A 25,096-nucleotide genomic window follows, 5' to 3' on the forward strand; every position below is an offset into this window, starting at 1 on the left:
TGTCAATCGGTTGCCAATACGCGTATGGTCGTGGCACGGCGGCGCTCCTGCCCGCCGGTTCCCGACGACGAGAACGAGGCACGCACCGTGACCACCGCACCCGCGACGACCGCACCCGCGAACCCCGCACCCTGGACCCTCTCCGGCTTCGGCGACGAGATCGACCCCGACCCGGTCGTCCAGGTCGCCGTCCTCCGAGCGCTCGGCGCGCACAGCATCGAGGTGCGAAGCGCCTGGGGCCGGAACGTCGTCGACCTCGACGACGAGCGCCTCGCCCGCCTCGCCGCCGTGCTCGAGCGCGGCGGCCAGTCCGTCTCGGCCGTCGCCTCGCCCATCGGCAAGGTCGACGTCGCCCTCGATCCCGAGCTCGAGGTCGCGCGCCTCGACCGCGTCATCCGCGCCGCGCACGCCCTCGGCACGCCGAGCATCCGCGTCTTCTCGTTCTACCGGGGCGAGGGAGTGCCGGTCGAGAGCATCCGCGACGACGTCCTGCTGCGCATGCGCAGGCTCGCCGATCGCGCCGAGCGCGAGGGCGTGGTGCTGCTGCACGAGAACGAGAAGGACATCTACGGCGACGTCCCCGAGCGGATCCTCGACCTGGTCGAGTCCGTCGGCTCGCCCGCCCTGCGCCTCGCCTGGGACAACGCGAACTTCGTGCAGTGCGGGGTGCGGCCCTTCGACGACGGCTGGACGGCGCTGCGGCCCTACGTCGACTACCTGCAGGTGAAGGACGCGGTGGCCGCGACCGGCACCGTGGTGCCCGCCGGCGAGGGCGACGGCCAGCTGCGCGAGACGCTCACCGCCCTGCGCGACGACGGCTGGACGGGCGTCGCCTCGCTGGAGCCGCACCTCGCGATCACGGACGCCCTCGGCGGATTCTCCGGCCCCGAGTCGTTCGGAGTGGCCGCTCGGGCCTTCCGGGGGCTCGCCTCCTCGCTCGGGATCGACCTGCGATGACCGTCCGCGCGGCGGTGATCGGCTGCGGCGACATCTCCTCCGTCCACCTCGCGGCGATCGGCACCGCACCCGGCGCGGAGCTGGTGGCGGTCTGCGACACCGACCCGGGCCGGCTCGACGCGGCCGCCGAGAGGCACGCGGTGCCGGGCTTCCCCGAGGCGGTCCGGATGCTCGACTCCGTCCGCCCCGACGTCGTGCACGTCTGCACTCCGCACAGCACGCACGCCGCGCTGGCGGTCGCGGCCCTGGACCGCGGCGTCGCGGTGCTCCTCGAGAAGCCGCTCGCCTCCTCCGTCGCCGAGGGCGAGCAGGTGATCGCCGCGGCCGAGCGGGGCGGGGCGCGCATCGGCGTCTGCTTCCAGAACCGCTACAACCCGCCCGTGCAGCGCCTCCGCGAGCTGCTGGCGTCCGGCTCCCTGGGTGCCGTGACAGGTGCGGCCGCGACCGTGCTCTGGCACCGCGCTCCCGGCTACTACCTCGACCGCCCCTGGCGCGGGATGCGGGCCGAGGGCGGCGGCGGGATGCTGATGAACCATGCGATCCACACCGTCGACCTCCTGCAGTGGCTCCTCGGCGAGGTGGTCGCGGTGAGCGGCTCCGCCTCCACGCGCCTGCTGCCGATCGAGGTCGAGGACACCGCCGACCTGGTGCTCACCCACGCCTCCGGCGCGCGCAGCGTCCTCTACGCGACCGTGGCGAACGCGTGGGACGAGCCGGTCGAGCTCCGCCTGCGCGCCGAGCGCGCCACCGTCTCGTTGCGCGGTGCCCTCACCGTGCGGCGCGACGACGGACCCGTCGAGGTCGTCCCGGACACGGAGCGCCGATCCGGCGGGCGCTCGTACTGGGGCGCCTCGCACGAGCTGCTCGTGCACGACTTCTACGCCCGCCTCGGCGAGGACGAGCCCTTCTGGATCTCGCCCCGCGAGGCGGCGAGGTCGCTCGCGATCGTCCAGGCCGCCTACGCCCCGAGCGCGCCCGCGCGGATCCCCCATTCCACCCCGAACGAAGGACTCCTTCCATGACCACCGTCCGCCTCGGCATCATCGGATTCGGCGCCCAGGGCTCCTCCTACGCCCGCTTCCTCGCCGACGGCAGGGTGCGCGACCTCGTCGTCACCGCCGTCGCCGACGTCGACCCCGCCCGGGAGGCGGCGGCCGCCGCGCTCGCGCCCGGAGCGTCCTTCCACGCCGACCACCGCTCCCTCCTCGCGAGCGGAGAGGTCGACGCCGTCGTCGTCTGCACTCCGCACTACCTCCACCCCGGGATCGGCATCGACGCACTCGAGCACGGGCTGCACGTGCTGGTCGACAAGCCGGCGGGCGTCTACGCCGCGCAGGTCGCGGAGCTGAACGAGGCCGCCGCCGCCCGTCCCGGTCAGCGCTTCGCGATCATGTTCAACCAGCGGGTGAACCCGCTCTACCGCCGACTCAAGGAGGTCGTCGACGAGGGCGGAATCGGCCGGATCCTGCGCTCGAACTGGATCATCACGACCTGGTGGCGGCCGCAGGCCTACTTCGACCAGAGCGCGTGGCGCGCGACCTGGGGAGGCGAGGGCGGAGGCGTCCTGGTCAACCAGGCGCCCCACCAGCTCGACCTGTGGCAGTGGCTGTGCGGGGTGCCGGAGTCGGTGGTCGCGAAGGCCGGCTACGGACGGTGCCGCGACATCGCGGTGGAGGACGAGGTGACGGTGCTCGCCGACTTCGGCGGGGGCACGACCGGTGTGCTGGTCACCACGACGCACGACCCGATCGGCACCGACCGCCTCGAGATAATCGGCGACCGCGGCCGGATCGTCGTCGACGACTCCCGGGTCGCGACGATCACCCGACTGAACGCCCCCGAGCGCGAGGTCAGCGCCGCCCTCAGCGCCGAGGACGTGGGCCTCCTGCTCAGCGGTCGCTACGACACCGCGGGCCTCTCCACGACGGAGCGCATCGAGTCGGCGTCGGCCTGGGGCGAGCAGCACACGGCCGTCCTGCAGGACTTCGCGGACAGCATCCTGCACGGCACGCCGCTGCTCGCACCCGGGGCGGAGGGGATCCTCGGGGTCCGGCTCGCCAACGCCATCCACTACTCGAGCTGGACGGGACGCGAGGTACCGCTCGACCTCGACGAGGGCGTGTTCCTGGCGGCGCTCAACGAGCGCATCCGCGACGAGGGGGCGTTCCCGGAGCGGAGCTGACGGGGCGGCCGCGCTGGACAGGACCGGAGCGGTGGGCGGCCGACCGGCGACGGCGGCCTCCCGGAGCGCGGGCTCCCCGATCCGGCGCGACCCGGACGCGAGCGACGGGCCGGGCGGGCTTCTCGGCCCTGTGGCAGCATGGGCGGCGGACGGCGCCCCGTCCGCCGCCGTGCCCCTCGAGAGAAGACCGCGATCGTGCCCAGCGAAGACGCGCCCACCGGCCCCTCCGCCGCGAGACGCCGCGGCCGCTCCGCGACGACGATCTACGACGTCGCCCGACTCGCCGGCGTCGCCCCCTCCACCGTCTCCCGCGGGCTGAGCACGCCCGGACGGCTGAACGCCGCGACCGAGCAGCGGATCCGCGCCGCCGCGAAGGAGCTGGGCTACCGGCTCAACCCGATGGCGCGCGCGCTGCCGACGGGCCGCACCTCGACCCTCGGGCTGCTGGTGGCCGACATCACCAACCCGGCCTTCTTCCCCGCCGTGCGCGGAGCGGAGCGGGCGGCGTCGCTCCGCGGCTTCACGATGATCCTCGCCGAGTCGCAGGAGTCCGGGGAGCGCGAGGCCGAGGCGGCCGACCGCATCGCCGCCTCCACCGACGGGCTCGTCCTCGTCAGCACCCGCCTCAGCGACGAGGAGATCATCGCGCTGGCCGGGCGCATCCCGGTCGTCGTCCTCAACCGCGTGGTCCCCGGCGTCGCGGGGATCGTGCCCGATCTCGCCCCCGGGATCGACGCCGCGCTCGACCACCTCGCGGCCCTCGGCCACCGCTCCCTCGCCTTCATCGCCGGTCCGCCCGACTCGTGGATGAGTGCCGCGCGATGGGAGCTCCTCCTCGACCGCGCTCCGCAGCGGGGCATGACGGTCGTCGAGATCGGGCCGGGCGTCTCGACCCTCGAGGGCGGGAGGAGCGCGCTCGCGAGGGTGACCGCCTCCGGCGTCGGCGCGGTGATCGCCTACAACGACCTGGTCGCCATCGGACTGATGCGCGCGGCTCAGGAGTCGGGCGTCGCGATCCCGGAGCAGCTCAGCATCATCGGCTTCGACGACATCTTCGGCAGCGACTTCACCTCGCCGCCGCTGTCGACCATCAGCGCGCCGCTGGGCCGGATGGGCGAGCGGGCGGTCCGCCGGGTGCTCGGCGACGAGGAGCCTCCGGAGCGGGCCGACGATCTGCCGACGGAGTTCGTCCCGCGCGCCTCGACGGGACCCCGCCGCGACTCCTGACCCCGGTCCGCGCCCGGCGCGCCATCCGGTGCGACACCTCTGGCAATCGGTTGACACTCCTCGGCACCCATACTTGGATGGCCCCGTGCCGACGAAGCTGCTGAACGATCCCGACCGACTCCTGCCGATCGACCCGACGACCCGGGCGATCGCCCGCGACCTCCACGCGAGCGTCGCCGACCTGCCGATCCTCTCCCCGCACGGGCACGTGGATCCGCGCCTCCTGCTCGAGGACCGCCCCTTCGCCGACGCGTCCGAGCTCTTCCTCCGGCACGACCACTACGTCACCCGGCTGCTCCACTCCGCCGGGATCGACCTGGGCGATCTCGGCATCCCGGGAGGCGAGCGCCTCGCCGGCCCGGAGGAGGTGTGGCGCACGTTCTGCGCGCACTGGCGGATCTTCGCGGGAACCGCCTCGGGCTACTGGCTCCAGTCGATCCTCGCCGAGCAGTTCGGCATCACCGAGCAGCCCGACGCCTCCACCGCCGACGCCCTCTTCGCGGCGATCGCGGCCCGGCTGTCGTCCGCCGCCTTCCGCCCGCGGGCGCTCTTCGAGCGGTTCGGGATCGAGGTGCTGGCGACGACCGACGATCCGCTGGACGACCTGGCCGTCCACCGGGCTCTGGCGGAGGATCCGGCGTTCCCGGGCCGCGTGCTGCCGACCTTCCGCCCCGACGCCTATCTCGATCCCTCCACCCCCGGCTGGCCCGAGCGCGTCGCCGCCCTGGCCGCCGCCACCGGAACGAAGGAGTCCAGCTTCCCCGGATTCCTCGAGGCCCTCCGCGCCCGGCGCCGGTACTTCCTCGACCACGGCGCCGTCTCCGCCGACCACGGAGTGCTGGAGCCGCTGACCGTCGACCTCGACCCCGCCGAGGCGCAGTCCCTCTTCGCCCGCGCCCGCGCCGGCACGATCGACGCCGAGGGCAGCCGCGTCCTCGCCGCGCACCTGCTGCTGCAGTCCGCCCGCATGAGCGTCGACGACGGCCTGGTGATGACCGTCCACGCCGGCGTGCTGCGCAACCACGATCGGCCGACCTTCGAGCGCTTCGGTCCCGACACCGGCCACGACATCCCCGTCGCGACCCGGTTCGCCGAGCCCCTCCGCCCGCTGCTGCAGGAGCTCGGCAACGCACCGGGCTTCCACCTCGTCCTCTTCGGGATCGACGAGAGCACCCACTCGCGCGAGCTCGCTCCCCTCGCCGGCTACTACCCGTCGGTGTTCCTCGGAGCGCCGTGGTGGTTCCTCGACGCGCCCGACGCGGTGCTGCGCTTCCGCGCCGCCGTGACGGAGACCGCCGGCTTCTCGCGGAGCTCCGGCTTCATCGACGACACCCGCGCGTTCCTCTCCATCCCGGCCCGTCACGACATGGCGCGGAGGCTGGACGCCGCGTTCCTCGCGCGCCTGGTCGCCGAGGGGCGCATCGACTCCGAGACGGCGAGCGCCGTCATCCTGGACCTCGTCGACTCCCAGCCGCGGAAGGTCTTCAAGCTGTGAGCGGGCACGGCGGAGGAGGCGCGCTCGATCGCGCATCCACGGGCCTGCCGGCGGCTCCCGTCCGCATCGTCCACCTCGGCCTCGGCGCCTTCCACCGAGCGCATCAGGCCTGGTACACGCACGCCGTCGACGACGACCACGAGTGGGGCATCGCCGCATTCACCGGCCGGAGCCCCCGCGCGGCCGAGGAGCTCGCCGCGCAGGACGGCCTGTTCACGCTGATCGAGCGCGGACCGGAGGGCGACTCGGCGACGGTCGTGGGCAGCATCGTCGAGGCGGTCGACGGCGCGGACGTCGCGCGTCTCGTCGAGCTCGTCGCGGCTCCGGCGACGGCGATCGTCACGCTGACGATCACGGAGGCCGGGTACCGTCTCGCCGCGGACGGCGGCCCCGACCTGGACGACCCCGCCGTCCGGAGCGACCTCGCCGCCCTCCGATCGGGAGGAGCGCCGACGACCGCGCTCGGCCGCCTCCTCCTCGGCCTCACCGCCCGGCGCGGCGCCGGCTCCGGCCCGCTCGCCGTCGTCCCCTGCGACAACCTCTCCGGCAACGGCCCTCTCGTGCGCCGTGGGCTGCTCCTGCTCGCCGAGCGGCTCGACCCGTCGCTCGCCGACTGGATCGACCGAACCGTCTCGTTCGTGTCGACCTCCGTCGACCGGATCACTCCGGCCGCCACGGCGGCGGACCGGGAGGCGGCGGCCGAGCTCACCGGCATCAGCGACGCCGCGTCCGTCGTGACCGAGCCGTTCCGCGACTGGGTCCTCTGCGGCGGCTTCCCCGCCGGCCGACCCGCCTGGGAGCGCGCCGGAGCCCGCTTCGTGGACGACATCGAGCCCTTCGAGCGGCGCAAGCTGCGACTCCTCAACGGCGCGCACACGCTCCTCGCCGCCACCGGCCGCCGGCGGGGCCTCGCCACCGTCGCGGAGGCGATCGCCGACCCCGCCTGCCGGAGCGCCGTCGAGGCGTTCTGGGCGGAGGCGGCGGCCGGCCTCCCCGCCGGTCTCGACGCGGACGCCTACTGCGCCGCCCTCCTCGAGCGCTTCGGCAACCCCCGGATCGAGCACCGGCTCGAGCAGATCGGCGCCGACGCGACCGCCAAGCTCCGCATCCGGATCGTGCCCGTGCTCCTCGCCGAGCGCGCGGGCGGACACGGCGGAGCCGCCTCCCTCCGTGCCGTCGCCGACTGGATCGCACTGCTGCTCCAGGGCGACCACCTGCCCGACGCGCAACGCCCCGCCCTCGACCGCGCCCTCGGCTCCGCCCGGCCCGTCGAGGCGCTGCTGCGGCTCGTCGACCCGCGCCTCGTCGACGACCCGGCCCTCGTCGCCGCGGTCGCCGCTCAGGCGGCCTAGACCTCCACCCCGCCTCTCCGCGCAGTGCCTTCCGGCACCGTCGGCAACCGATTGCCACCCTCGCACCGTCTCGATGCGGCGCGGATCCCCGACGGGTCCGCGCCCGGGTAAAGGAGCCCGCATGACCCCCCGCACCACCGCGCCCGGAGCGCCCGCCGCTGAGAAGCTCTCGAAGCTGAGCATCGTGGGCTACGGCGCCGGCGACACGGCGAACAACCTCGCCTTCACCACCGCCACGATGTTCCTGCTCGTCTACTACACCGACGTCGCCGGGATCTCCGCGGCCGCGGCGGGCACGCTGCTGCTCGTCGTGCGGATCTTCGACGCGTTCGCCGACGTCTTCGCCGGCCGGGTCGTGGACCGCACCTACAGCAGGCGCTTCGGCAAGTTCCGGCCCTTCCTGATGTTCGGGTCGGTTCCGCTCCTGCTGCTCTCGGCCGCGACCTTCTCCGTCCCGCAGATCGGCGAGAGCGGAACCCTGCTCTACGCCTACCTGAGCTATGCCGCGCTCGGCCTCGCCTACAGCCTCGTCAACATCCCCTACGGCTCGCTCGCCGGAGCGATGACGCAGGTCGGCACCGAGCGCGCGAAGCTCGCCAGCGCCCGCGCCATCGGCGGCGCGATCGTGGGGGCCGGGCTCGGCACCTTCATGGCCCCGCTGGTCGTCCCCGGCGCCGATCTGCAGTCGCTCTTCTCGATCGTCACGCTGAGCTTCGTCGTCGTCGGCTCCGCGCTCTACCTCCTCACGATCCTGACCGCGAAGGAGCGCGTCCAGCGCGACGTCGCGCACGTCACGTTCCGTCAGAGCATGACGACCCTCCGCTCCAACCGGCCGCTGCTCTTCCTCTGCCTCAGCTCGTTCCTGTTCCTCACCGGGACGCTCGCGCTCCAGACCGTGCAGCTCTACTACCTGCGCGACGTACTCGGATCGGTCCAGCTCTACGCCGCGATGTCGCTGATCCAGCTCGCCCTGACCTTCGGCCTGGCCGCCCTCGTCCCGACGATCGTGCGGCGGTTCGGCAAGCGCAACGCCTACATGGCCGGAGTCGCGGTCCTGATCAGCGGCGGAACGGTCGTCTTCCTCGCCCCGGGCGACGCGGTGGCGGTCGGCTTCGGCGGACTGGTCCTCGCCTACGTCGGCATCCAGCTCGTCAACATGCTCGTCTGGGCGATCGAGGCCGACACCGTCGAGTACGGGGAGTGGAAGACCGGCATCCGCTCCGAGGGCACGATCTACGCCCTGTTCTCCTTCACCCGCAAGACCGGCCAGGCGGTCGGAGGCGCCCTCGCCGCGTACGCGCTGGCCTGGGGCGGCTACGTGGCCGGGGCCGCGGAGCAGAGCGAGCACGCCGAGTGGGGCATCCGCGCCGCCGCCGGCCTCATCCCGGCCGTCGCGGCCCTGCTCGCGGTGCTGATCATGGCGTTCTACCCGCTGACCGACCGCCGGCACGCGCAGATCGTCGCCGAGATCGCCGAGCGCCGCGAGAGCACGGGTCAGGCCGCGCCCGTGGCGCCCGGCCTCTCGACCGCCGCGTTCTCGATGGACCGCGCTCCCGGCCGGAACCCCTGACCCGATCCCCCACCACGAAAGGCACCCCATGAAGATCGACAAGGCCGAGGTCGTCGTCACCAGTCCCGACCGCAACTTCGTCACCCTCAAGCTCACGACCGACGACGGGCTGACCGGCCTCGGCGACGCGACCCTCAACGGCCGCGAGCTCGCCGTGGTCTCCTATCTCGCCGACCACGTCGTGCCGCTGCTCCTCGGCCGCGACGCCTCGCGCATCGAGGACACCTGGCAGTTCCTCTACCGGTCGTCCTACTGGCGCCGCGGGCCGGTCACGATGGCGGCGATCGCGGCGGTCGACACCGCCCTCTGGGACATCAAGGGCAAGGCCGCCGGCATGCCGCTTTACCAGCTGCTCGGAGGCGCGTCCCGTACCGGCCTGCTCGCCTACGGCCACGCGTCCGGGCGGACGGACGCGGAGCTGTTCGACAGCATCCGCGAGCACCAGGAGCAGGGGTACCGCGCGATCCGCGTGCAGACCGCGGTGCCGGGGCTGACCTCGATCTACGGCATCGCCTCCAACGCCGTCCTCGAGGGCAACGCCGGCGTGCGCTACGACCACGAGCCGGCGCAGCGCGGCGGTCTGCCGACCGAGGAGGACTGGGACACCCGCGCCTACCTGCGCCACATCCCCCGCGTCTTCGAGGCCGTCCGCAACGAGTTCGGGCCGGGGCTCCCCCTCCTCCACGACGGCCACCACCGGATGACGCCGATCCAGGCCGCGGCCCTCGGCAAGTCCCTCGAGCCGTACGACCTCTTCTGGCTCGAGGACTGCACGCCCGCCGAGAACCAGGAGGCCCTCCGCCTCGTCCGGCAGCACACCACCACGCCCCTGGCGATCGGCGAGGTCTTCAACACCGTCTGGGACTACCAGCTCCTCATCCGCGAGCAGCTGATCGACTACATCCGGAGCGCGGTCACGCACACCGGAGGCGTCTCCCACCTCCGGAGGATCCTCGACCACGCCGCGCAGTACCAGATCAAGTCCGGGATGCACGGACCCACCGACGTCTCCCCGGTGGGAATGGCGGCCGCGATGCACCTGGGCCTGGCGATCCACAACTTCGGGATCCAGGAGTACATGAAGCACGGCGAGCGGACCGACAGCGTCTTCCAGCAGTCGTTCACCTGGAGCGAGGGACGGCTGCACCCGGGCGACGCCCCCGGTCTGGGCGTGGAGCTCGACGTCGACACCGCCGGGAAGTACCCCTACGTGCGCGCGTACCTGCCCTTCAACCGCCTCGCCGACGGCACCGTCCACGACTGGTGACCTGCCCCCCTCCGCCGAGGCGATCCCGGCCCGTCGAGGGAGCCACGGCCAGCGGGCCCCCTCGACGGTCCGGGGTTCCCCCGCCGAGCACAGGCCGGTCAGGGCACGAAGCGGTAGCCCATGCCGGCCTCGGTCAGCAAGTGCCGCGGATGCGCGGGGTCGGGCTCGAGCTTCTTGCGCAGCTGCGCGAGGTAGAGGCGCAGGTAGCCGGTGTCGGTGACGTGCGCGGGGCCCCAGATCTCGGCCAGCAGCGAGCGGCGGGTGACCAGCTTGCCCGCGTTGCGGATGAGGATCTCGAGCACCTGCCACTCCGTCGGAGTCAGCCGCACGGAGACGCCGTCCCGCGTCGCGCTCTTGGCCACCAGGTCCACGGTGACCTCGCCGATCACGACCAGCGGCTCGCCGTCGGCCGGCTGCACCCGCCGCGAGAGGGCCCGGATGCGCGCGAGCACCTCGTCCATCGAGAACGGCTTGGTCACGTAGTCGTCCGCGCCGGCGTCGAGCGCGCCCACCTTGTCGGCCGCGCCCGTCCGCCCCGACACCACCAGGATCGGCGCGCTCGTCCAGCCGCGCAGTCCGTGGATGACCTCCACCCCGTCGAGCCGGGGCATGCCGAGGTCGATCATGTAGAGGTCCGGATGCTCGTCCACCGCGCGGTTGATCGCCTCGGTGCCGTCGCCGGCCGTCACCACGTCGTATCCGCGGGCGGTGAGCGTGATGCGCAGGGCGCGCAGGATCTGCGGGTCGTCGTCGGCGATCAGGATCTTCATGCGGCTCCTCCGGAGTCCTCGTGCGGAGCGGTGCCCGACCCGCCGTCGTGCGGGGCGGCAGGAGCGACGTGAGCCGCAGGAGCAGCGGCAGCAGTCTCCGGCGCCAGCGGCAGCGTCACCACCATCGTCAGCCCGCCCCCCGGAGTGTCCTCCGTCTCGAGCGTGCCGCCCATGCCCTCCGTGAACCCCTTCGAGAGCGCGAGGCCGAGGCCGAGGCCCGTCAGGTTGTCGTCGTCGCCGAGTCGCTGGAACGGCACGAAGATCTCCGCGCGGCGCTCCTCGGGCACCCCGGGGCCGTGGTCGACGATCCGCAGCTGCGCGCTCCCGCCGAAGGCGCTGGCGGCCACACGCACCCGGGTGCCGGACGGCGCGTAGCGGACGGCGTTCGCGAGCAGATTGACCACGACGCGCTGCAGCAGAACCGCGTCGGCGAGCAGCGCCGGGCCCTCCGGATCGAGGTCGAGGTCGACCTCGCCGGGTCCGAGACCGAGCTCGTCGAGCGCGGGGAGCACCACGTCGGCGGCGTCGAGCGGAGCGAGCGCCACGGCGAGCGCCCCCGCCTCCAGCCGCGTCACGTCGAGCAGGTCGGTGACCAGCGCGGCCAGCACGATGAGGCTCTCGTCGGCGGTGGCGAGCAGCTCCTCCCGGTCGCGCTCGCTCCAGACCACTTCGGGCGAGCGCAGACCGCTGACCGCCGCGGTGGCCGCGGCGAGGGGCCGGCGCAGGTCGTGGCTGACGGCCGACAGCAGGGCGCTGCGCACCCGGTCGGTCTCGGCCAGCGGAGCGAGGGAGCTGGCCGTCTCGCTGAGGGCCGCGTTCTCGAGCACCGAGTCGAGCTGGGCGGCGACGACCTGGAGCAGTCGCCGCTCGCTCCCCTCCAGCTCGCGGCCGTGCAGCTCGAGCACCGCGCCCTCGCCCACCGCGATGCGCGCGGGATCGCCCTCCGGCTGCGGCTCACCGTCCGCCGCGACGAGCTCGCCGCCGCGCAGCAGCCGCACGCCGGTCAGCCCGAACGCCTCGCGCGAGCGCTCGAGGATCGCCTGCAGCGCCCCCTGCCCGCGGATCACGCCACCGGCGATCGTCGCCAGCAGCTCCGACTCCGCCCCCGAGCGCTTGGCGGCCCGCGCCCGTCTGGCCGCGCGGTCGACCACGGCGCTGACGAGCGCCGCGTTGAGCACGTAGAGCACCAGCGCCAGCGCGTGCAGAGGCTCGTCGACGGTGATCGTGTAGAGGGGATCGACGAAGAAGAAGTCGAGGGTCAGCCCCGAGAGCACGGCCGCGAAGAGGGCCGGCCAGAGCCCGCCGACCAGCGCGACCACCACCACCAGCAGCTGGTACGAGAGCACGTCGCTCGTGATCGACTCGTCGCTGCGGAGGCTCGAGAGCAGCCAGGTCACCAGCGGGCCGCCCACGAGGGCGAGGGCCAGTCCCAGGAGGCGGCGCCGCAGCGTCAGGGCGCCGTCGAGCCTCGGCAGCACCGCGGTGCGCCCGGCGGCGGAGTGGCTGACGATGTGAACGTCGATGTTGCCGGACTCGCGGATCACCGTCGACGCGGTGCCGGGCGTCAGCGCCGAGGCGAGGCGGCTCCGCCTGCTCACGCCGATCACCAGCTGCGTCGCGTTGACCGAGCGGGCGAACTCGACCAGCGTGCGCGGCACGTCCTCGCCGACCACCTGGTGGTAGCTGCCGCCGAGCTTCTCGACCAGCACCCGCTGCGCCTCGAGCACGTGCGGCCGGGGAGTGCGGAGGCCGTCGGGGGTCACCACGTGCACGGCGAGCAGGTCGCCCCCGGAGGCACGGGCCGCGATCCGCGCGCCGCGCCGCAGCAAGGTCTCCCCCTCCGGCCCGCCGGTGAGGGTCACGACCACGCGCTCGCGCGCCTCCCAGGTGCTGTCGATGCCGTGCTCGACGCGGTAGTCGCGGAGCGCGCTGTCGACCTCGTCGGCGAGCCAGAGCAGCGCGAGCTCGCGCAGGGCGGTCAGGTTGCCGAGCCGGAAGTAGTTGGAGAGCGCCGCGTCGATGCGCTCGGGCGGGTAGACGCGGCCGTCGGCGAGGCGGTCGCGCAGCGCCTGGGGCGCCAGGTCGACGACCTCGATCTGGTCGGCGGCGCGGAGGACCGCGTCCGGGATCGTCTCGCGCTGCGGCGCTCCGGTGATCGCGTGCACCACGTCGTTGAGCGACTCGATGTGCTGGATGTTCACGGTCGAGAAGACGGTGATGCCGGCGTCGAGGAGCGTCCTGACGTCCTCCCAGCGCTTCTCGTGCCGGGAGCCGGGGGCGTTGGTGTGCGCGAGCTCGTCGACCAGCGCGACGTCGGGCCGGCGGGCGAGCACCGCGTCGAGGTCCATCTCGTCGAGCAGCACGCCGCGGTGCTCGACGGCCCTCCTCGGCACGACCTCCAGCCCCTCGACCATCGCGGCGGTGGCGGAGCGGCCGTGCGTCTCGACCACGGCCACCACGACGTCGCGGCCCTCGGCGGCGAGCCGGCGGCCCTCCTCGAGCATCGTGTAGGTCTTGCCCACTCCGGGCGCGGCTCCGAGGAGCACGCGCAGGCGGCCCTTCGTCATGCTCCCGGCCTCCCCTCGTGCTCGCGGCTCCGGGGCGTCCCGGGCTCGCGGGACCGGCGTCGATCCGCTCGATCGGACGGTCCCGACGAGCCGATCGCGATTCTACGAGCCGGAGGCGCCACCGGAGCGGTCACAGCCGCGCGAGAGCGGCGTTGAGCTCGAGCACGTCCACCGTCGGCTCGCCGAGGTACCCGAGCTCGCGGCCCGCGGTGTGCTCCTCGACCAGCGCGCGCACGGCGCTCACGTCGAGCCCGCGGGCGGCGGCGACGCGGGGCGCCTGCAGCTGCGCGTAGGCGGGGCTGATCGCGGGGTCGAGCCCCGAGGCGGAGGCGGTCAGCGCATCGGCCGGCACCGCGGCCGGGTCGACGCCCTCGGAGGCGGCGATCGCGGCCCGGCGCTCCTCGACGGACGCGACCAGGTCGGCGTTCTCGGGGCCGAGGTTGCTGCCGGTCGAGGCCGCGGCGTCGTAGCCCGCGGCGGAGGGACGCGACTGGAACCACTCCGGCAGGGGCGCTCCGTCGGCGTCCGTGAACGACTGGCCGATCAGCGACGAGCCGATCACCGCGCCGTCCTGGCGCAGCAGCGAGCCGTTCGCCTGGGCGGGCAGGGCGAGCTGCCCGATCCCGAGCACCGCGAGCGGGTACGCCGCTCCCAGCAGCACGGTGAGCACGATCATCGCGCGCAGCGCGACACCGTAGGGACGGAACATGGTCTCTTCTCTCTGTCTTCGGTGGTCGGGACGGACGGGTCAGAAGCCGGGGATCGCGGCGACGATCAGGTCGACGAGCTTGATCCCGAGGAACGGAGCGATCACTCCGCCCAGCCCGTAGACCAGGAGGTTGCGGCTGAGGATGCGCGAGGCGGCGACCGGGCGGTACGCCACTCCGCGCAGCGCGAGCGGGATCAGCACGACGATCACCAGCGCGTTGAACACGATCGCCGAGAGGATCGCCGAGGCCGGCGAGTGCAGCTGCATCACGTTCAGCACCGCGAGCCCGGGGAAGACCCCCGCGAACATCGCCGGGATGATCGCGAAGTACTTCGCCACGTCGTTCGCGATCGAGAACGTGGTGAGCGCGCCGCGGGTGATCAGCAGCTGCTTGCCGATCCGCACGATGTCGATGAGCTTGGTGGGGTCGGAGTCGAGGTCGACCATGTTGCCCGCCTCCTTCGCCGCCGAGGTGCCGGTGTTCATCGCCACGCCCACGTCGGCCTGCGCGAGGGCCGGGGCGTCGTTGGTGCCGTCGCCGGTCATCGCGACCAGCGCGCCGCCCTCCTGCTCGCGCCGGATCAGGGCGAGCTTGTCCTCGGGGGTCGCCTCGGCGAGGTAGTCGTCGACTCCCGCCTCCGCCGCGATCGCCTTCGCGGTCAGCGGGTTGTCGCCCGTGATCATCACGGTGCGGATGCCCATCGCGCGCAGCTCCGAGAAGCGCTCGGCGAGCCCGTCCTTCACCACGTCCTTCAGGTGCACGACGCCGAGCAGGCGGGCGCCGTGGGCGTCCTTCACCGCGACGACCAGGGGCGTGCCGCCGCTCTCCGAGACGCCGTCGACGAGCACCGTGAGGCGCGCCGCGACCGCGGACGGCAGCGGCCCCTCCTCCTCCACCCAGGCGCGCACGGCCGAGCCGGCGCCCTTGCGGATGGAGGAGCCGTCGGGGAGGTCGAGCCCGCTCATCCGGGTCTGCGCGGTGAACGGCACCACGGCGGCCTGAGCGGGCTCGACGGCGGGGCGGCCCGAGTCTCCCGCGAGGTCGACGATCGACTTCCCCTCGGGCGTCGGGTCGCTGAGCGAGGAGGAGGCGGCCGCGTCGACGAGGGCGGCCTGCGCCACTCCGTCGAGGGGGAGGAACGCCACCGCGCGGCGGTTGCCGTAGGTGATCGTCCCCGTCTTGTCGAGCAGGAGCGTCGTGACGTCGCCCGCCGCCTCCACCGCCCGGCCTGACATCGCGAGCACGTTGCGCTGCACGAGCCGGTCCATGCCGGCGATGCCGATGGCCGAGAGGAGGGCGCCGATGGTGGTCGGGATGAGGCAGACGAGCAGGGCGACCAGCACCGGGACGCTCACGGAGGCTCCCGCGAACGAGGCGATCGGGTTCAGGGTCAGCACGACCACGACGAACACGATCGAGAGGCTCGCCAGGAGGATGTCGAGCGCGATCTCGTTCGGCGTCTTCTGCCGCGACGCGCCCTCGACCAGGCCGATCATCCGGTCGACGAAGGTCTCGCCCGGCCGCGAGGTGATGCGCACCACGATCCGGTCCGAGAGCACTCGCGTGCCGCCCGTCACCGCGCTGCGGTCGCCTCCGCTCTCGCGGACGACCGGGGCCGACTCGCCCGTGATCGCCGACTCGTCTATGGAGGCGATGCCCCAGACGATGTCGCCGTCGCCGGGGACGAGGTCGCCCGCCTCCGCCACGACCACGTCGCCCAGCTGCAGCTCGGCCGAGGAGACCTCGACCAGGCGGGCCGACAGGGCGGAGGGGTCCGCGGGGTCGTAGTCGGCCACGCGCCGGGCCGGAGTGCTGGTGCGGGTGGCACGCAGGCTCTCGGCCTGGGCCTTGCCGCGGCCCTCGGCCACCGACTCCGCGAGGTTCGCGAACACCACGGTGAGCCAGAGCCAGATCGCGATGCCGGCCGTGAAGGTGACGGGCACCGTGGATCCGCCCGACTCCTCCGGCCCGCCGAGGAACGGCTCGGCGATCGCCAGCACCGTCGTCAGCACGGCGCCGACCTCGACGATGAACATGACGGGGTTGCGCCACATCAGGCGCGGATCGAGCTTGCGCAGCGCTCCGGGGAGGGCGGCGGCGAGCTGGCGCGGCCCGAGGGCGGCGCGGGTGGGGCGCGCGGGTTCCGCGGGGGCCTCGGTGAGTGCAGTGGTCATCGGAGTCGCAGTCCTTCCGCCAGGGGGCCCAGCGCGAGTACGGGGAAGTAGGTGAGCGCGGTCACGACGACCGTGACGCCCACGAGGAGGCCGACGAACTGCGGCCGATGGGTGGGCAGCGTGCCGGCGCTGGAGGGCACCGGCGACTGCGCCGCGAGCGAGCCGGCCAGGGCGAGCACCAGCAGGATCGGGAGGAAGCGGCCGAGGAGCATCGCGACGCCGAGCGCCGTGTTGAGCCAGGGCGTGTTCGCCGTCAGCCCCGCGAACGCCGATCCGTTGTTGTTGGACGCGGAGGTGAAGGCGTAGAGCACCTCCGAGAGCCCGTGCAGCCCGGGGTTCAGGATCGACGTGCTCTCCACGTCCTCCCGCACCGCCGGGATCGCGAAGCTCAGGGCCGTGCCTGCCAGCACGAGCGTCGGCGTCACGAGGATGTAGAGGCTCGCGAGCTTGATCTCGCGCGGGCCGAGCTTCTTGCCCAGGTACTCGGGCGTCCGGCCGACCAGCAGCCCGCCGACGAACACGGCCAGCACCGCGAGCACGAGCATCCCGTAGAGGCCCGAGCCGACGCCGCCGGGGGCGACCTCGCCGAGCATCATGTTGAGCATCGGCAGCATGCCGCCGAGCGCGGTGAAGGAGTCGTGCATCGCGTTGACGGCGCCGGTCGAGGTGAGCGTCGAGGCGGTCGCGTAGAGGGCGGAGCCGGCGATGCCGAAGCGCGTCTCCTTGCCCTCCATCGCGGCTCCGGCGGCCTGCGCCGCGGATCCGCCGCCCGCCGCCTCCAGCGCGGTGAGGGCCGCGAGCGACACGACGAAGATCGTCGCCATCGCCGCGAGGATCGCGCGGCCCTGCCGCACGTCGCCGACCATCCGGCCGAAGGTGCGCGGCAGCGAGAACGGGATCGCGAGGATCAGCACGATCTGCAGCAGCGACACCCACGCCGAGGGGTTCTCGAACGGGTGCGCGGAGTTGGCGTTGAAGTAGCCGCCGCCGTTGGTGCCGAGCAGCTTGATCGCCTCCTGCGAGGCCACCGCGCCGCCCGGGATGCTCTGCTCGCCGCCGGTGAGTGTGGTCACCGTCAGCGGGCCGTTCAGGTTCTGGATCACGCCGCCCGCGATCATCACGACCGCCGCCACCACCGCGAGGGGCAGCAGGAGGCGCAGCGTGCCGCGCACGAGGTCGACCCAGAAGTTGCCGAGCGTTCCGGAGGAGCGGCGCGCGAATCCGCGGATCAGCGCCACCGCCACGGCCAGGCCCACGGCCGCCGAGACGAAGTTCTGCACGGCGAGGCCGCCGAGCTGCACCGCGAAGCCGAGGGTCGCCTCCGGGGAGTAGGACTGCCAGTTGGTGTTGGTGACGAACGAGACGGCGGTGTTGAACGCCAGCCCCTCCGGCACCGCGGGCAGGCCGAGGGAGCCGGGCAGGACCGCCTGGAGGCGCTGCATCCCGTAGAGCAGGAGCACGCCGACGAGCGAGAAGGCCAGCACGGCCCGGAGGTAGGCGCGCCAGCTCTGCTCGCCCGCGGAGTCGACGCCGATGAGGCGGTAGACGCCGCGCTCGAGGGCGAGGTCGCGCGTCGAGGTGTAGACGCGGAACATGTGGTCGCCGAGGGGGCGGTGGAGGAGGGCGACGGCCAGGCCGACGGTCGCGACCTGGAGGACGGCGAGGAGCGGATCCATCAGAAGCGCTCCGGTCGGATCAGGGCCGCGACGAGGTAGACGACGGCGGCGAGCGCCAGCACGGCCGCGAGGGCGTCGAAGACGATCACCGGCCCGCCTCCTTCTCGCGGGTCCCGCGGGTCGCCGAGGGGGGCGGTCCGCCCAGCCGCTCGACCCCCTTCGCAGCGAGAGCGATGAGCGAGAAGAGGGCGAGCACGCCGAGGAGGTAGGCGAGGTCGAGCACGGAGGACTCCATCCGGGGAGCGGACGACGCCCGGGACCGGACGCCTGCCGGGAAGCGGCACAGGAAGCGATGCAACACCTCGCGGGGGCTCCTCGGAGCGGTCCTCACGGTTCCCCTACGGCCCGGCCCGGAGTCCTCGCGTTTCCCTCACGCGGACGGCGGCGGGCGCCCGGCGGAGGGGCGCGAGCCGGGCGGGAGCCGAGCGGTGAGAGCGTTCTCCCCTAGCAACGGCGGGGGTCGACGTCCCGAAGATCACATTTCGGCATCGCCTGAACAAATTCGCCGCCCGCGCTTTACTCCCCCCGATCGAAGGAATATGTTCTCTCCGTGGACAAAGCCCCTCGGGGCTCTCCCGCCCTCCCGGGCGACGACACGACGACGTGCGCCACACGTGCACGCCTCTTGTCGTCCTCTCCCTCGGACACTGCTTTCAGAGAGGAATGCACTCCATGAAGTTCTCCCGCGGCATCACCACGCTGGCCGCCGCCGGCATCATCTCCCTCGGCCTCGCGGCCTGTTCCGCGAGCCCCGCCAACTCCGGAGGCGCCGCTGCCGGCGCCGGCGCGGAAGGCGACTGCACCGTCGGCATCTCGATGCCCACGCGCAGCCTCGAGCGCTGGATCAACGACGGCGAAGGCCTCCAGTCGCAGCTCGAGGGCGACGGCTGCACCGTCGACCTCCAGTACGCCGACAACAAGACCGATCAGCAGATCTCGCAGATCCAGAACCAGATCGCCGGCGGCTCCAAGATCCTGGTCATCGCCGCGATCGACGGCGAGGCGCTCGCGCCCGTCCTCGCCGAGGCGAAGAAGCAGAACGCCACCGTCATCGCCTACGACCGTCTCATCAACGGCACCGCGGACGTCGACTACTACGCGACCTTCGACAACTACAAGGTCGGCCAGCTCCAGGGCCAGTACATCGAGTCGACCCTCGACCTGAAGAACGCCGCGGGCCCCTTCACCCTCGAGCCCTTCGCCGGCAGCCCCGACGACAACAACGCGAAGTTCTTCTTCTCCGGCGCGTGGGACGTCCTGCAGCCCTACATCGAGAGCGGCAAGCTCACCGTCCCCTCGGGCAAGTCGCCCGCGTCGGACGACGACTGGGCCTCGATCGGCATCCAGGGCTGGGCCTCCGACAAGGCGCAGTCCGAGATGGACAACCGCCTCTCGTCCTTCTACACCGGCGGCCAGAAGGTCGACGTCGTGCTCTCCCCCAACGACAGCCTGGCCATCGGCATCGAGGCCTCGCTGAAGTCGGCCGGCTACACCCCCGGCGCCGACTACCCGGTCATCACCGGCCAGGACGCCGACAAGGCCAACGTCAAGGCGATCCTCGCCGACGAGCAGTCCATGACGGTCTGGAAGGACACCCGCACCCTCGGTGACCGCGTCTTCCAGATGGTGCAGTCGATCGTCGCGGGCGAGGAGCCCGAGGTCAACGACACCGAGACCTACGACAACGGCGAGAAGGTCGTCCCGTCCTACCTGCTGGAGCCGCAGGTCGTCACGAAGGACGACGTGCAGTCGGTCCTCGTCGACTCCGGCTTCCTCAAGGCCGGCGACGTCGGACTCTGATCCGTCGGGCGGGGGCGGGGAGGAGTGATCCTCCCCGCCCCCGCCTCCCCGTCCGCACACCACTCCCCCCCAACGAAGTGAGGCCCTGTTGGCCAGTCCCATCCTCATCATGCGCGACATCGTCAAGGAGTTCGGCGGCGGCGTCCGCGCCCTCGACGGCGTCTCGCTCTCGGTCCAGCCCGGCGAGGTCCACGCCATCTGCGGCGAGAACGGCGCCGGCAAGTCGACCCTGATGAAAGTCCTCTCCGGCGTGTACCCGTACGGCAGCTTCGAGGGCACCATCGAGTTCGAGGGCGAGGAGGCGCAGTACCGGTCGATCAACGACAGCGAGGCCGACGGCATCGTGATCATCCACCAGGAGCTCGCCCTCAGCCCCTACCTCTCCATCGCCGAGAACATCTTCCTCGGCAACGAGAAGTCGACCCGCGGCGTCATCAACTGGAACGCGACCAACGCGGAGGCGGCCAAGCTGCTCGCCCGCGTCGGCCTCGCCGAGAGCCCCGCGACCAAGATCCTCGAGCTGGGCGTCGGCAAGCAGCAGCTCGTCGAGATCGCCAAGGCCCTCGCCAAGGAGGTGAAGCTCCTCATCCTCGACGAGCCCACCGCCGCCCTCAACGACGAGGACAGCGACCACCTGCTCGGCCTGATCGACCAGCTCCGCAAGCAGGGCATCACCTGCATCATCATCAGCCACAAGCTGAAGGAGATCCGCGCCATCGCGGACACCGTCACGATCATCCGCGACGGCCGCACCATCGAGAGCTTCCCGATGGCCGGCGAGGAGGCGTCCGAGAGCCGGATCATCCGCGCGATGGTCGGCCGCGACCTCAACAGCATGTTCCCGCCGCGCGACCCGCAGATCGGCGAGGAGAAGCTGCGCGTCGAGAACTGGACGGTCCACCACCCCGTCGACATCAACCGCGTGGTCGTCGACGACGCCTCCTTCACCGTCCGCGCCGGCGAGATCGTCGGCTTCGCGGGCCTGATGGGCGCCGGACGCACCGAGCTCGCGATGAGCATCTTCGGGAGGAGCTACGGCACCGGCATCTCCGGCCGCGTCTACAAGGACGGCGAGGAGATCCAGACCCGCACCGTCGACGAGGCGATCCGCAACGGCCTCGCCTACGCGACCGAGGACCGCAAGCGCTACGGGCTCAACCTCATCGGCGACATCACCGTCAACGTCTCGGCCGCCGCGCTCTCGCGCCTGGCCCGGCTCGGCGTGATCGACAAGCACCGCGAGTACAAGGTCGCCGACTCGTACCGATCGAAGATGAACATCAAGGCGCCGACCGTCTCGGCCGTCACGGGGAAGCTCTCCGGCGGCAACCAGCAGAAGGTCGTCCTCTCGAAGTGGATCTTCTCCGGTCCCGACGTGCTGATCCTCGACGAGCCCACCCGCGGCATCGACGTGGGAGCCAAGTACGAGATCTACGGGATCATCAACGAGCTCGCGGCCCAGGGCAAGGCGGTCGTCGTCATCTCGTCCGAGCTGCCCGAGCTGATCGGCCTCGCCGACCGCATCTACACCATCTCCGAGGGACGGATCACGGGCGAGATCGATCGCGCCGACGCCACCCAGGAGCACCTCATGCACTACATGACCGCCGGAAAGGAACAGGCCCGATGAGCGCCACGACCACCACAGCGCCGGCGGACACGCCCGCCAACACGCCCTCCACCCCGCCCAAGCGCTCGCGCCGGCTGAACATCAACCTCCGGCAGTACGGCATCCTCGCCGCGCTGGCCATCATCATCCTGCTCTTCCAGGTGCTGACCGGCGGGCGCCTGCTCCTGCCCGGCAACGTCAACAACCTGATCCAGCAGAACGCCTACGTGCTGATCCTCGCGATCGGCATGGTGATGGTCATCATCGCCGGCCACATCGACCTCTCGGTCGGCTCGGTCGTGGCGATGGTCGGCGCCATCTCGGCGATCGCGATGAACAACTGGGGCCTGCCCTGGTGGGCGGCCGTCGTCGTCGCCCTCGTCACCGGCGCCGCCGTCGGAGCATGGCAGGGCTTCTGGGTCGCCTTCGTCGGCATACCGGCATTCATCGTGACCCTCGCTGGCATGCTGATCTTCCGCGGCTTCACCCTCGTCCTCCTCACCGGCGGAACGATCAACGGCCTCCCCACCGAATTCACCGCGATCGGCGCCGGCTGGCTGCCGGGCGTCCTCGGCGGCATCGCCGGCCGCGACGCGCTCACCCTGGTCCTCGGCCTGATCGTCTGCGTCGTCCTCGTGGCCCAGCAGCTCCGCAGCCGCGCGACCCTCCGCCGTCTCGAGCTGCCCCGCGAGCCCATCGGCTCGCTGATCGCGAAGTCGGCCATCGCCGTCATCGCGATCATGGCCCTCTCCTGGCTGCTCGCCGGCTACAGCGGAACCCCGATCATCCTGATCGTGCTCGCCGTGCTGATCCTCGCCTACAGCTTCGTGCTCGGCCGGACGGTCTTCGGCCGCCACATCTACGCGATGGGCGGCAACCTGTTCGCCGCGATGATGTCCGGCGTCAAGACGAAGTGGGTCAACTTCTTCATCTTCGTCAACATGGGCGCACTGGCCGGAGTCGCGGGCATCGTCAGCACCGCCCGCGCCGGCGGTGCGGTCGCCTCGGCCGGACAGAACTACGAGCTGGACGCGATCGCCGCGGTCTTCATCGGCGGCGCCGCCGTCCAGGGAGGCGTGGGCACCGTCGTCGGAGCCGTCATCGGCGGACTCGTGATGGGCGTGCTCAACATGGGCCTCTCCATCCTCTCGGTCGACGCGGCCTGGCAGATGGCGATCAAGGGCTTCGTGCTCCTGCTCGCGGTGGCGTTCGACATCTTCAACAAGCGCCGCGCCGGCGGCCGCTAGACGAACGCCGGGCGCCGCCCAGCGGCGCTCCTCGTCCTTCTCTTCTACAGTTCTCGGGCGCGGCTTCTCCTCGGGGGAGCCGCGCCCGAGTGCATCCGAGACCCGTCGGGGTCCAGCGACAGGCAGGCGATCATGGCAGGAGCAGTCGGAGCCTCCAGCAACGCGCTGCTGCGCCGCACGAACCTCGCGAGCCTCGCGACCCTGGTGCACCGCTCCGGTCCCACCAGCCGCGCCGAGCTCGGCCGCCTCACCGGGCTGAACCGCTCCGCCGTCGCGAACCTCGTCGGCGAGCTGAGCGAGCTCGGCTGGGTGGCGGAGGAGACCACCGCGCCCGACGGCCGCATCGGCCGCCCCAGCGCCACCGTCGTCCCCGGCGACCGGTTCGCGGCCGTGGGCGTCCACCTCGACACCGACGCGATCATCGTCGGCCTCGTCGGGCTGCACGGCGAGCTGCTCCGCCGCGTCCGCTTCGACACCCCCAAGCCCGCGAGCCCCGCCACGGTGGTCCGCGTCGTCACCGGAATCGTCGAGGGCTTCCGCTCCGAGCGGGAGTCGCTGCGCACGCTGGTCGGCGCGGGCGTCGCCGTCCCCGGCCTCGTCCAGGCCGACTCCGGCTTCGTCCACCGCGCCCCGCACCTGGGCTGGCGCGACGTCGACCTCGCCACCCAGCTCAGCCGCGCCCTCGACCTCCCGGTCGCCGTCGGCAACGACGCGACCCTCGGCGCCATCGGCGAGTCCCTCTTCGGAGCCGCGCACGGCGTGGCCGACGTCGTCTACGTCACCGGCGGCGCGGGCGGCATCGGCGGAGGAGTCATCATCGGCGGCGTCCCGCTCCAGGGCTCCTCGGGGTTCGCGGCCGAGCTGGGCCACACCCTCGTCGCCACGAACGGCCGCCTCTGCGGCTGCGGCCGGCGCGGCTGCCTCGAGGCCGAGGTCCGGATGCGCTCCCTCCTCGACGTCCTCGGCGCCCGCGTCCTCGACCAGGACGAGCTCGACATCGCCCTGGGCACCTCCCGCGACCCCGCCGTCCTCGGCGAGGTCGCCCGCCAGGTCGACCTGCTCTCGGAGGGCCTGTCCACCTACATCAACCTCTTCAACCCCACCGCGGTCGTGCTCGGCGGCTTCCTCGGCTCGCTGCTCACCGTCGACCGCGAGCGCCTCGCCGCCCGCGTCTCCGCCCGGGCTCTGAGCGACCTCGCGCGCGGCGTGCGGATCGAGCGGGCCGCCCTGCGCTCGAGGCTGGAACTCGTCGGCGCCGCGGAGCTACCCTGGCGGCGGGCGCTGGCGGATCCCGCCGCCGTCACCGGGGGCGCACAGCCGCCGGGTGGGAGCAGCAGCCGCGAGGACGCCCTGGGCGCCCGAGCCTGACCCCGGCACTCGAGTGCCGGCACCGCGTCGAGGAGGACGAGCATGGCCGACTGGAACGACACGATCATCGAGGAGTTCCGCGCGAACGGCGGGACCGTGACCACGGGCGGCTTCGGGAGGAGCCTCGTGCTGGTGCACCACCGCGGCGCCCGCTCCGGTGAGGAGCGCGTGACTCCGCTGATGGCGCTGCACCCCTCCGAGGACGTCTGGCTGCTCGCCGCGTCCGCCGCCGGTGCGCCCAAGCACCCCGCCTGGTTCCACAACACGATCGCCCACCCGGACCTGGCGATCGAGACCCCCGACGACGGCACCGTCGACGTCCGGGCGCGCGTCCTCGCCGGGGAGGAGCGCGACGCCGGCTGGGCCCGCTTCACCACCGCCTCCGCCGGCTTCCTCGACTACGAGAAGCGCACCACCCGCATCATCCCGGTCGTGGAGCTCACCCGCCGCTGACCGCGGCTCGTCAGCGCAGCGGCACGGGCACCGTGTCCGGCATGCTCCAGCGCAGCGCGATCCGCTCGCGGAAGCCGCCGCTGCGCAGCTCCGCCTCGAGCGCGTCGATCACCACGGGGAGCAGCGCGCGCCGCTCGATCAGCAGGTCGAGCACGAGCCGGTCGCCGGAGGTCAGCAGCACCGGGCCCGATCCGGGCAGCACCGCGATCCACTGGCACTCCCCCACCTGCACGCTCCGGTGCCGACGGAGGCGTCGGAGCAGCTCGGGCAGCGCCCGCGGATCGAGGGCGGACACGTCGGCACGGAGGGCGATCACCCCGCGAGCGTGCCCGCGCCGGACGACCTTCCGCCGACCTCCCGGTGAACACCGCGCCTCCGCGGGACGCCGTCCGCGAGAACGACACGACAGGAGCCCGCCCCGGAGCGCACCGCACCCGGGAACGGGAGAAGCCCCCGACCGGACATCCGATCGGGGGCTTCTCGCCCGGTTCTCTCGAACCCGGTTCTCACGAACTCCGGTTCTCATGAACTCTGGTGCGCGAGGGGGGAGTTGAACCCCCACGCCCTTTCGGGCACACGGACCTGAACCGTGCGCGTCTGCCTATTCCGCCACTCGCGCTCACCAGCGGCACCGAAGCGCCGACGAGAAATCGTAGCATCCCCCGGCCTCCG

21 protein-coding genes and 1 tRNA gene are annotated in these 25,096 nt (G+C 72.6%); 13 read left to right on the forward strand and 9 right to left on the reverse strand.

Going from position 1 to position 25,096, the window contains the following annotated elements:
• The first annotated feature begins 87 nt into the window (after nt 1-87).
• From C5C10_RS02155 to manD, 8 genes are all read left to right on the forward strand, one after another.
• Nucleotides 88-957 carry a sugar phosphate isomerase/epimerase gene (locus tag C5C10_RS02155; RefSeq protein WP_258060363.1) on the forward strand — a complete coding sequence of 290 codons (870 nt, stop codon included), beginning with the start codon at nt 88-90 and terminating at the stop codon, nt 955-957.
• The gene (locus C5C10_RS02160; RefSeq protein ID WP_104328402.1) at nt 954-1,979 is read left to right on the forward strand and encodes a Gfo/Idh/MocA family protein; all 1,026 of its coding nucleotides are present in this window, start codon (nt 954-956) and stop codon (nt 1,977-1,979) included. Before C5C10_RS02155 ends, C5C10_RS02160 begins: the two co-directional genes overlap by 4 nt.
• Nucleotides 1,976-3,139, forward strand: coding sequence for a Gfo/Idh/MocA family protein (locus C5C10_RS02165; protein ID WP_104328403.1), 1,164 nt, complete (start codon nt 1,976-1,978; stop codon nt 3,137-3,139). Before C5C10_RS02160 ends, C5C10_RS02165 begins: the two co-directional genes overlap by 4 nt.
• Nucleotides 3,140-3,334: 195 nt before the next feature.
• Nucleotides 3,335-4,366 (forward strand): LacI family DNA-binding transcriptional regulator, encoded by a 1,032-nt coding sequence (locus tag C5C10_RS02170; protein ID WP_159940282.1) that lies wholly within the window; start codon nt 3,335-3,337, stop codon nt 4,364-4,366.
• Between the two features lie 85 nt (nt 4,367-4,451).
• Complete coding sequence (gene uxaC / locus C5C10_RS02175; RefSeq protein ID WP_104328404.1) at nt 4,452-5,861, forward strand: glucuronate isomerase; 1,410 nt, start codon at nt 4,452-4,454, stop codon at nt 5,859-5,861.
• Nucleotides 5,858-7,213: a mannitol dehydrogenase family protein gene (locus tag C5C10_RS02180; protein WP_258060364.1), complete on the forward strand. Its 1,356-nt coding sequence runs from the start codon at nt 5,858-5,860 to the stop codon at nt 7,211-7,213. Before uxaC ends, C5C10_RS02180 begins: the two co-directional genes overlap by 4 nt.
• Before the next feature lie 121 nt (nt 7,214-7,334).
• Complete coding sequence (gene uidB, locus C5C10_RS02185; RefSeq protein ID WP_104328405.1) at nt 7,335-8,783, forward strand: glucuronide transporter; 1,449 nt, start codon at nt 7,335-7,337, stop codon at nt 8,781-8,783.
• Between the two features lie 28 nt (nt 8,784-8,811).
• Nucleotides 8,812-10,050 (forward strand): D-mannonate dehydratase ManD, encoded by a 1,239-nt coding sequence (manD, locus tag C5C10_RS02190; protein ID WP_104328406.1) that lies wholly within the window; start codon nt 8,812-8,814, stop codon nt 10,048-10,050.
• 98 nt (nt 10,051-10,148) lie between these two features.
• Here the strand turns inward: manD and C5C10_RS02195 are convergent, their stop codons facing one another.
• From C5C10_RS02195 to C5C10_RS17705, 7 genes are all read right to left on the reverse strand, one after another.
• Nucleotides 10,149-10,820 (reverse strand): response regulator, encoded by a 672-nt coding sequence (locus C5C10_RS02195; protein ID WP_104222647.1) that lies wholly within the window; start codon nt 10,818-10,820, stop codon nt 10,149-10,151.
• Nucleotides 10,817-13,387, reverse strand: coding sequence for an ATP-binding protein (locus tag C5C10_RS02200; protein WP_104328407.1), 2,571 nt, complete (start codon nt 13,385-13,387; stop codon nt 10,817-10,819). The genes C5C10_RS02195 and C5C10_RS02200 overlap by 4 nt, the downstream gene beginning before the upstream one ends.
• 130 nt (nt 13,388-13,517) lie before the next feature.
• The gene (gene kdpC / locus C5C10_RS02205) at nt 13,518-14,096 is read right to left on the reverse strand and encodes a K(+)-transporting ATPase subunit C (RefSeq protein WP_104328408.1); all 579 of its coding nucleotides are present in this window, start codon (nt 14,094-14,096) and stop codon (nt 13,518-13,520) included.
• Nucleotides 14,097-14,135: 39 nt separating this feature from the next.
• Entirely contained in the window at nt 14,136-16,271 is a 2,136-nt protein-coding gene (kdpB, locus tag C5C10_RS02210; RefSeq protein WP_104247546.1) for a potassium-transporting ATPase subunit KdpB, read from the reverse strand.
• The gene (gene kdpA / locus C5C10_RS02215) at nt 16,268-17,947 is read right to left on the reverse strand and encodes a potassium-transporting ATPase subunit KdpA (protein WP_104222651.1); all 1,680 of its coding nucleotides are present in this window, start codon (nt 17,945-17,947) and stop codon (nt 16,268-16,270) included. Before kdpA ends, kdpB begins: the two co-directional genes overlap by 4 nt.
• Nucleotides 17,947-18,036, reverse strand: a complete 90-nt coding sequence (kdpF, locus tag C5C10_RS02220; RefSeq protein ID WP_068209492.1) for a K(+)-transporting ATPase subunit F — start codon at nt 18,034-18,036, stop codon at nt 17,947-17,949. The genes kdpA and kdpF overlap by 1 nt, the downstream gene beginning before the upstream one ends.
• On the reverse strand, nt 18,033-18,182 hold the full coding sequence (locus C5C10_RS17705) for a hypothetical protein (RefSeq protein ID WP_167299012.1): 150 nt from the start codon (nt 18,180-18,182) through the stop codon (nt 18,033-18,035). The genes kdpF and C5C10_RS17705 overlap by 4 nt, the downstream gene beginning before the upstream one ends.
• A gap of 437 nt (nt 18,183-18,619) precedes the next feature.
• On the opposite strand from C5C10_RS17705, the gene chvE reads away from it, so the two are divergent.
• The 5 genes from chvE (at nt 18,620) to C5C10_RS02245 (ending at nt 24,424) form a co-directional block, all read left to right on the forward strand.
• Nucleotides 18,620-19,747: a multiple monosaccharide ABC transporter substrate-binding protein gene (gene chvE / locus C5C10_RS02225; protein ID WP_374952918.1), complete on the forward strand. Its 1,128-nt coding sequence runs from the start codon at nt 18,620-18,622 to the stop codon at nt 19,745-19,747.
• A gap of 109 nt (nt 19,748-19,856) precedes the next feature.
• A complete protein-coding gene (gene mmsA / locus C5C10_RS02230; protein ID WP_104222653.1) occupies nt 19,857-21,377 on the forward strand; it encodes a multiple monosaccharide ABC transporter ATP-binding protein in 1,521 nt (506 codons plus the stop codon).
• Nucleotides 21,374-22,603 (forward strand): multiple monosaccharide ABC transporter permease, encoded by a 1,230-nt coding sequence (gene mmsB, locus C5C10_RS02235; RefSeq protein WP_104328409.1) that lies wholly within the window; start codon nt 21,374-21,376, stop codon nt 22,601-22,603. Before mmsA ends, mmsB begins: the two co-directional genes overlap by 4 nt.
• Before the next feature lie 132 nt (nt 22,604-22,735).
• Nucleotides 22,736-23,971: an ROK family transcriptional regulator gene (locus C5C10_RS02240; RefSeq protein ID WP_104222655.1), complete on the forward strand. Its 1,236-nt coding sequence runs from the start codon at nt 22,736-22,738 to the stop codon at nt 23,969-23,971.
• A 42-nt stretch (nt 23,972-24,013) separates the two neighbouring features.
• Entirely contained in the window at nt 24,014-24,424 is a 411-nt protein-coding gene (locus C5C10_RS02245; RefSeq protein ID WP_104255652.1) for a nitroreductase/quinone reductase family protein, read from the forward strand.
• Between the two features lie 10 nt (nt 24,425-24,434).
• Here C5C10_RS02245 and C5C10_RS02250 read toward each other — a convergent pair whose 3' ends face one another.
• Nucleotides 24,435-24,740 (reverse strand): hypothetical protein, encoded by a 306-nt coding sequence (locus C5C10_RS02250; protein ID WP_104328410.1) that lies wholly within the window; start codon nt 24,738-24,740, stop codon nt 24,435-24,437.
• Between the two features lie 216 nt (nt 24,741-24,956).
• Nucleotides 24,957-25,043 (reverse strand) — tRNA-Leu (locus C5C10_RS02255).
• Between the last annotated feature and the right edge of the window lie 53 nt (nt 25,044-25,096).

The sequence above is a fragment of the Rathayibacter sp. AY1A3 genome, assembly GCF_002930975.1.
In the GTDB taxonomy this organism is placed as follows: Bacteria; Actinomycetota; Actinomycetes; order Actinomycetales; family Microbacteriaceae; genus Rathayibacter.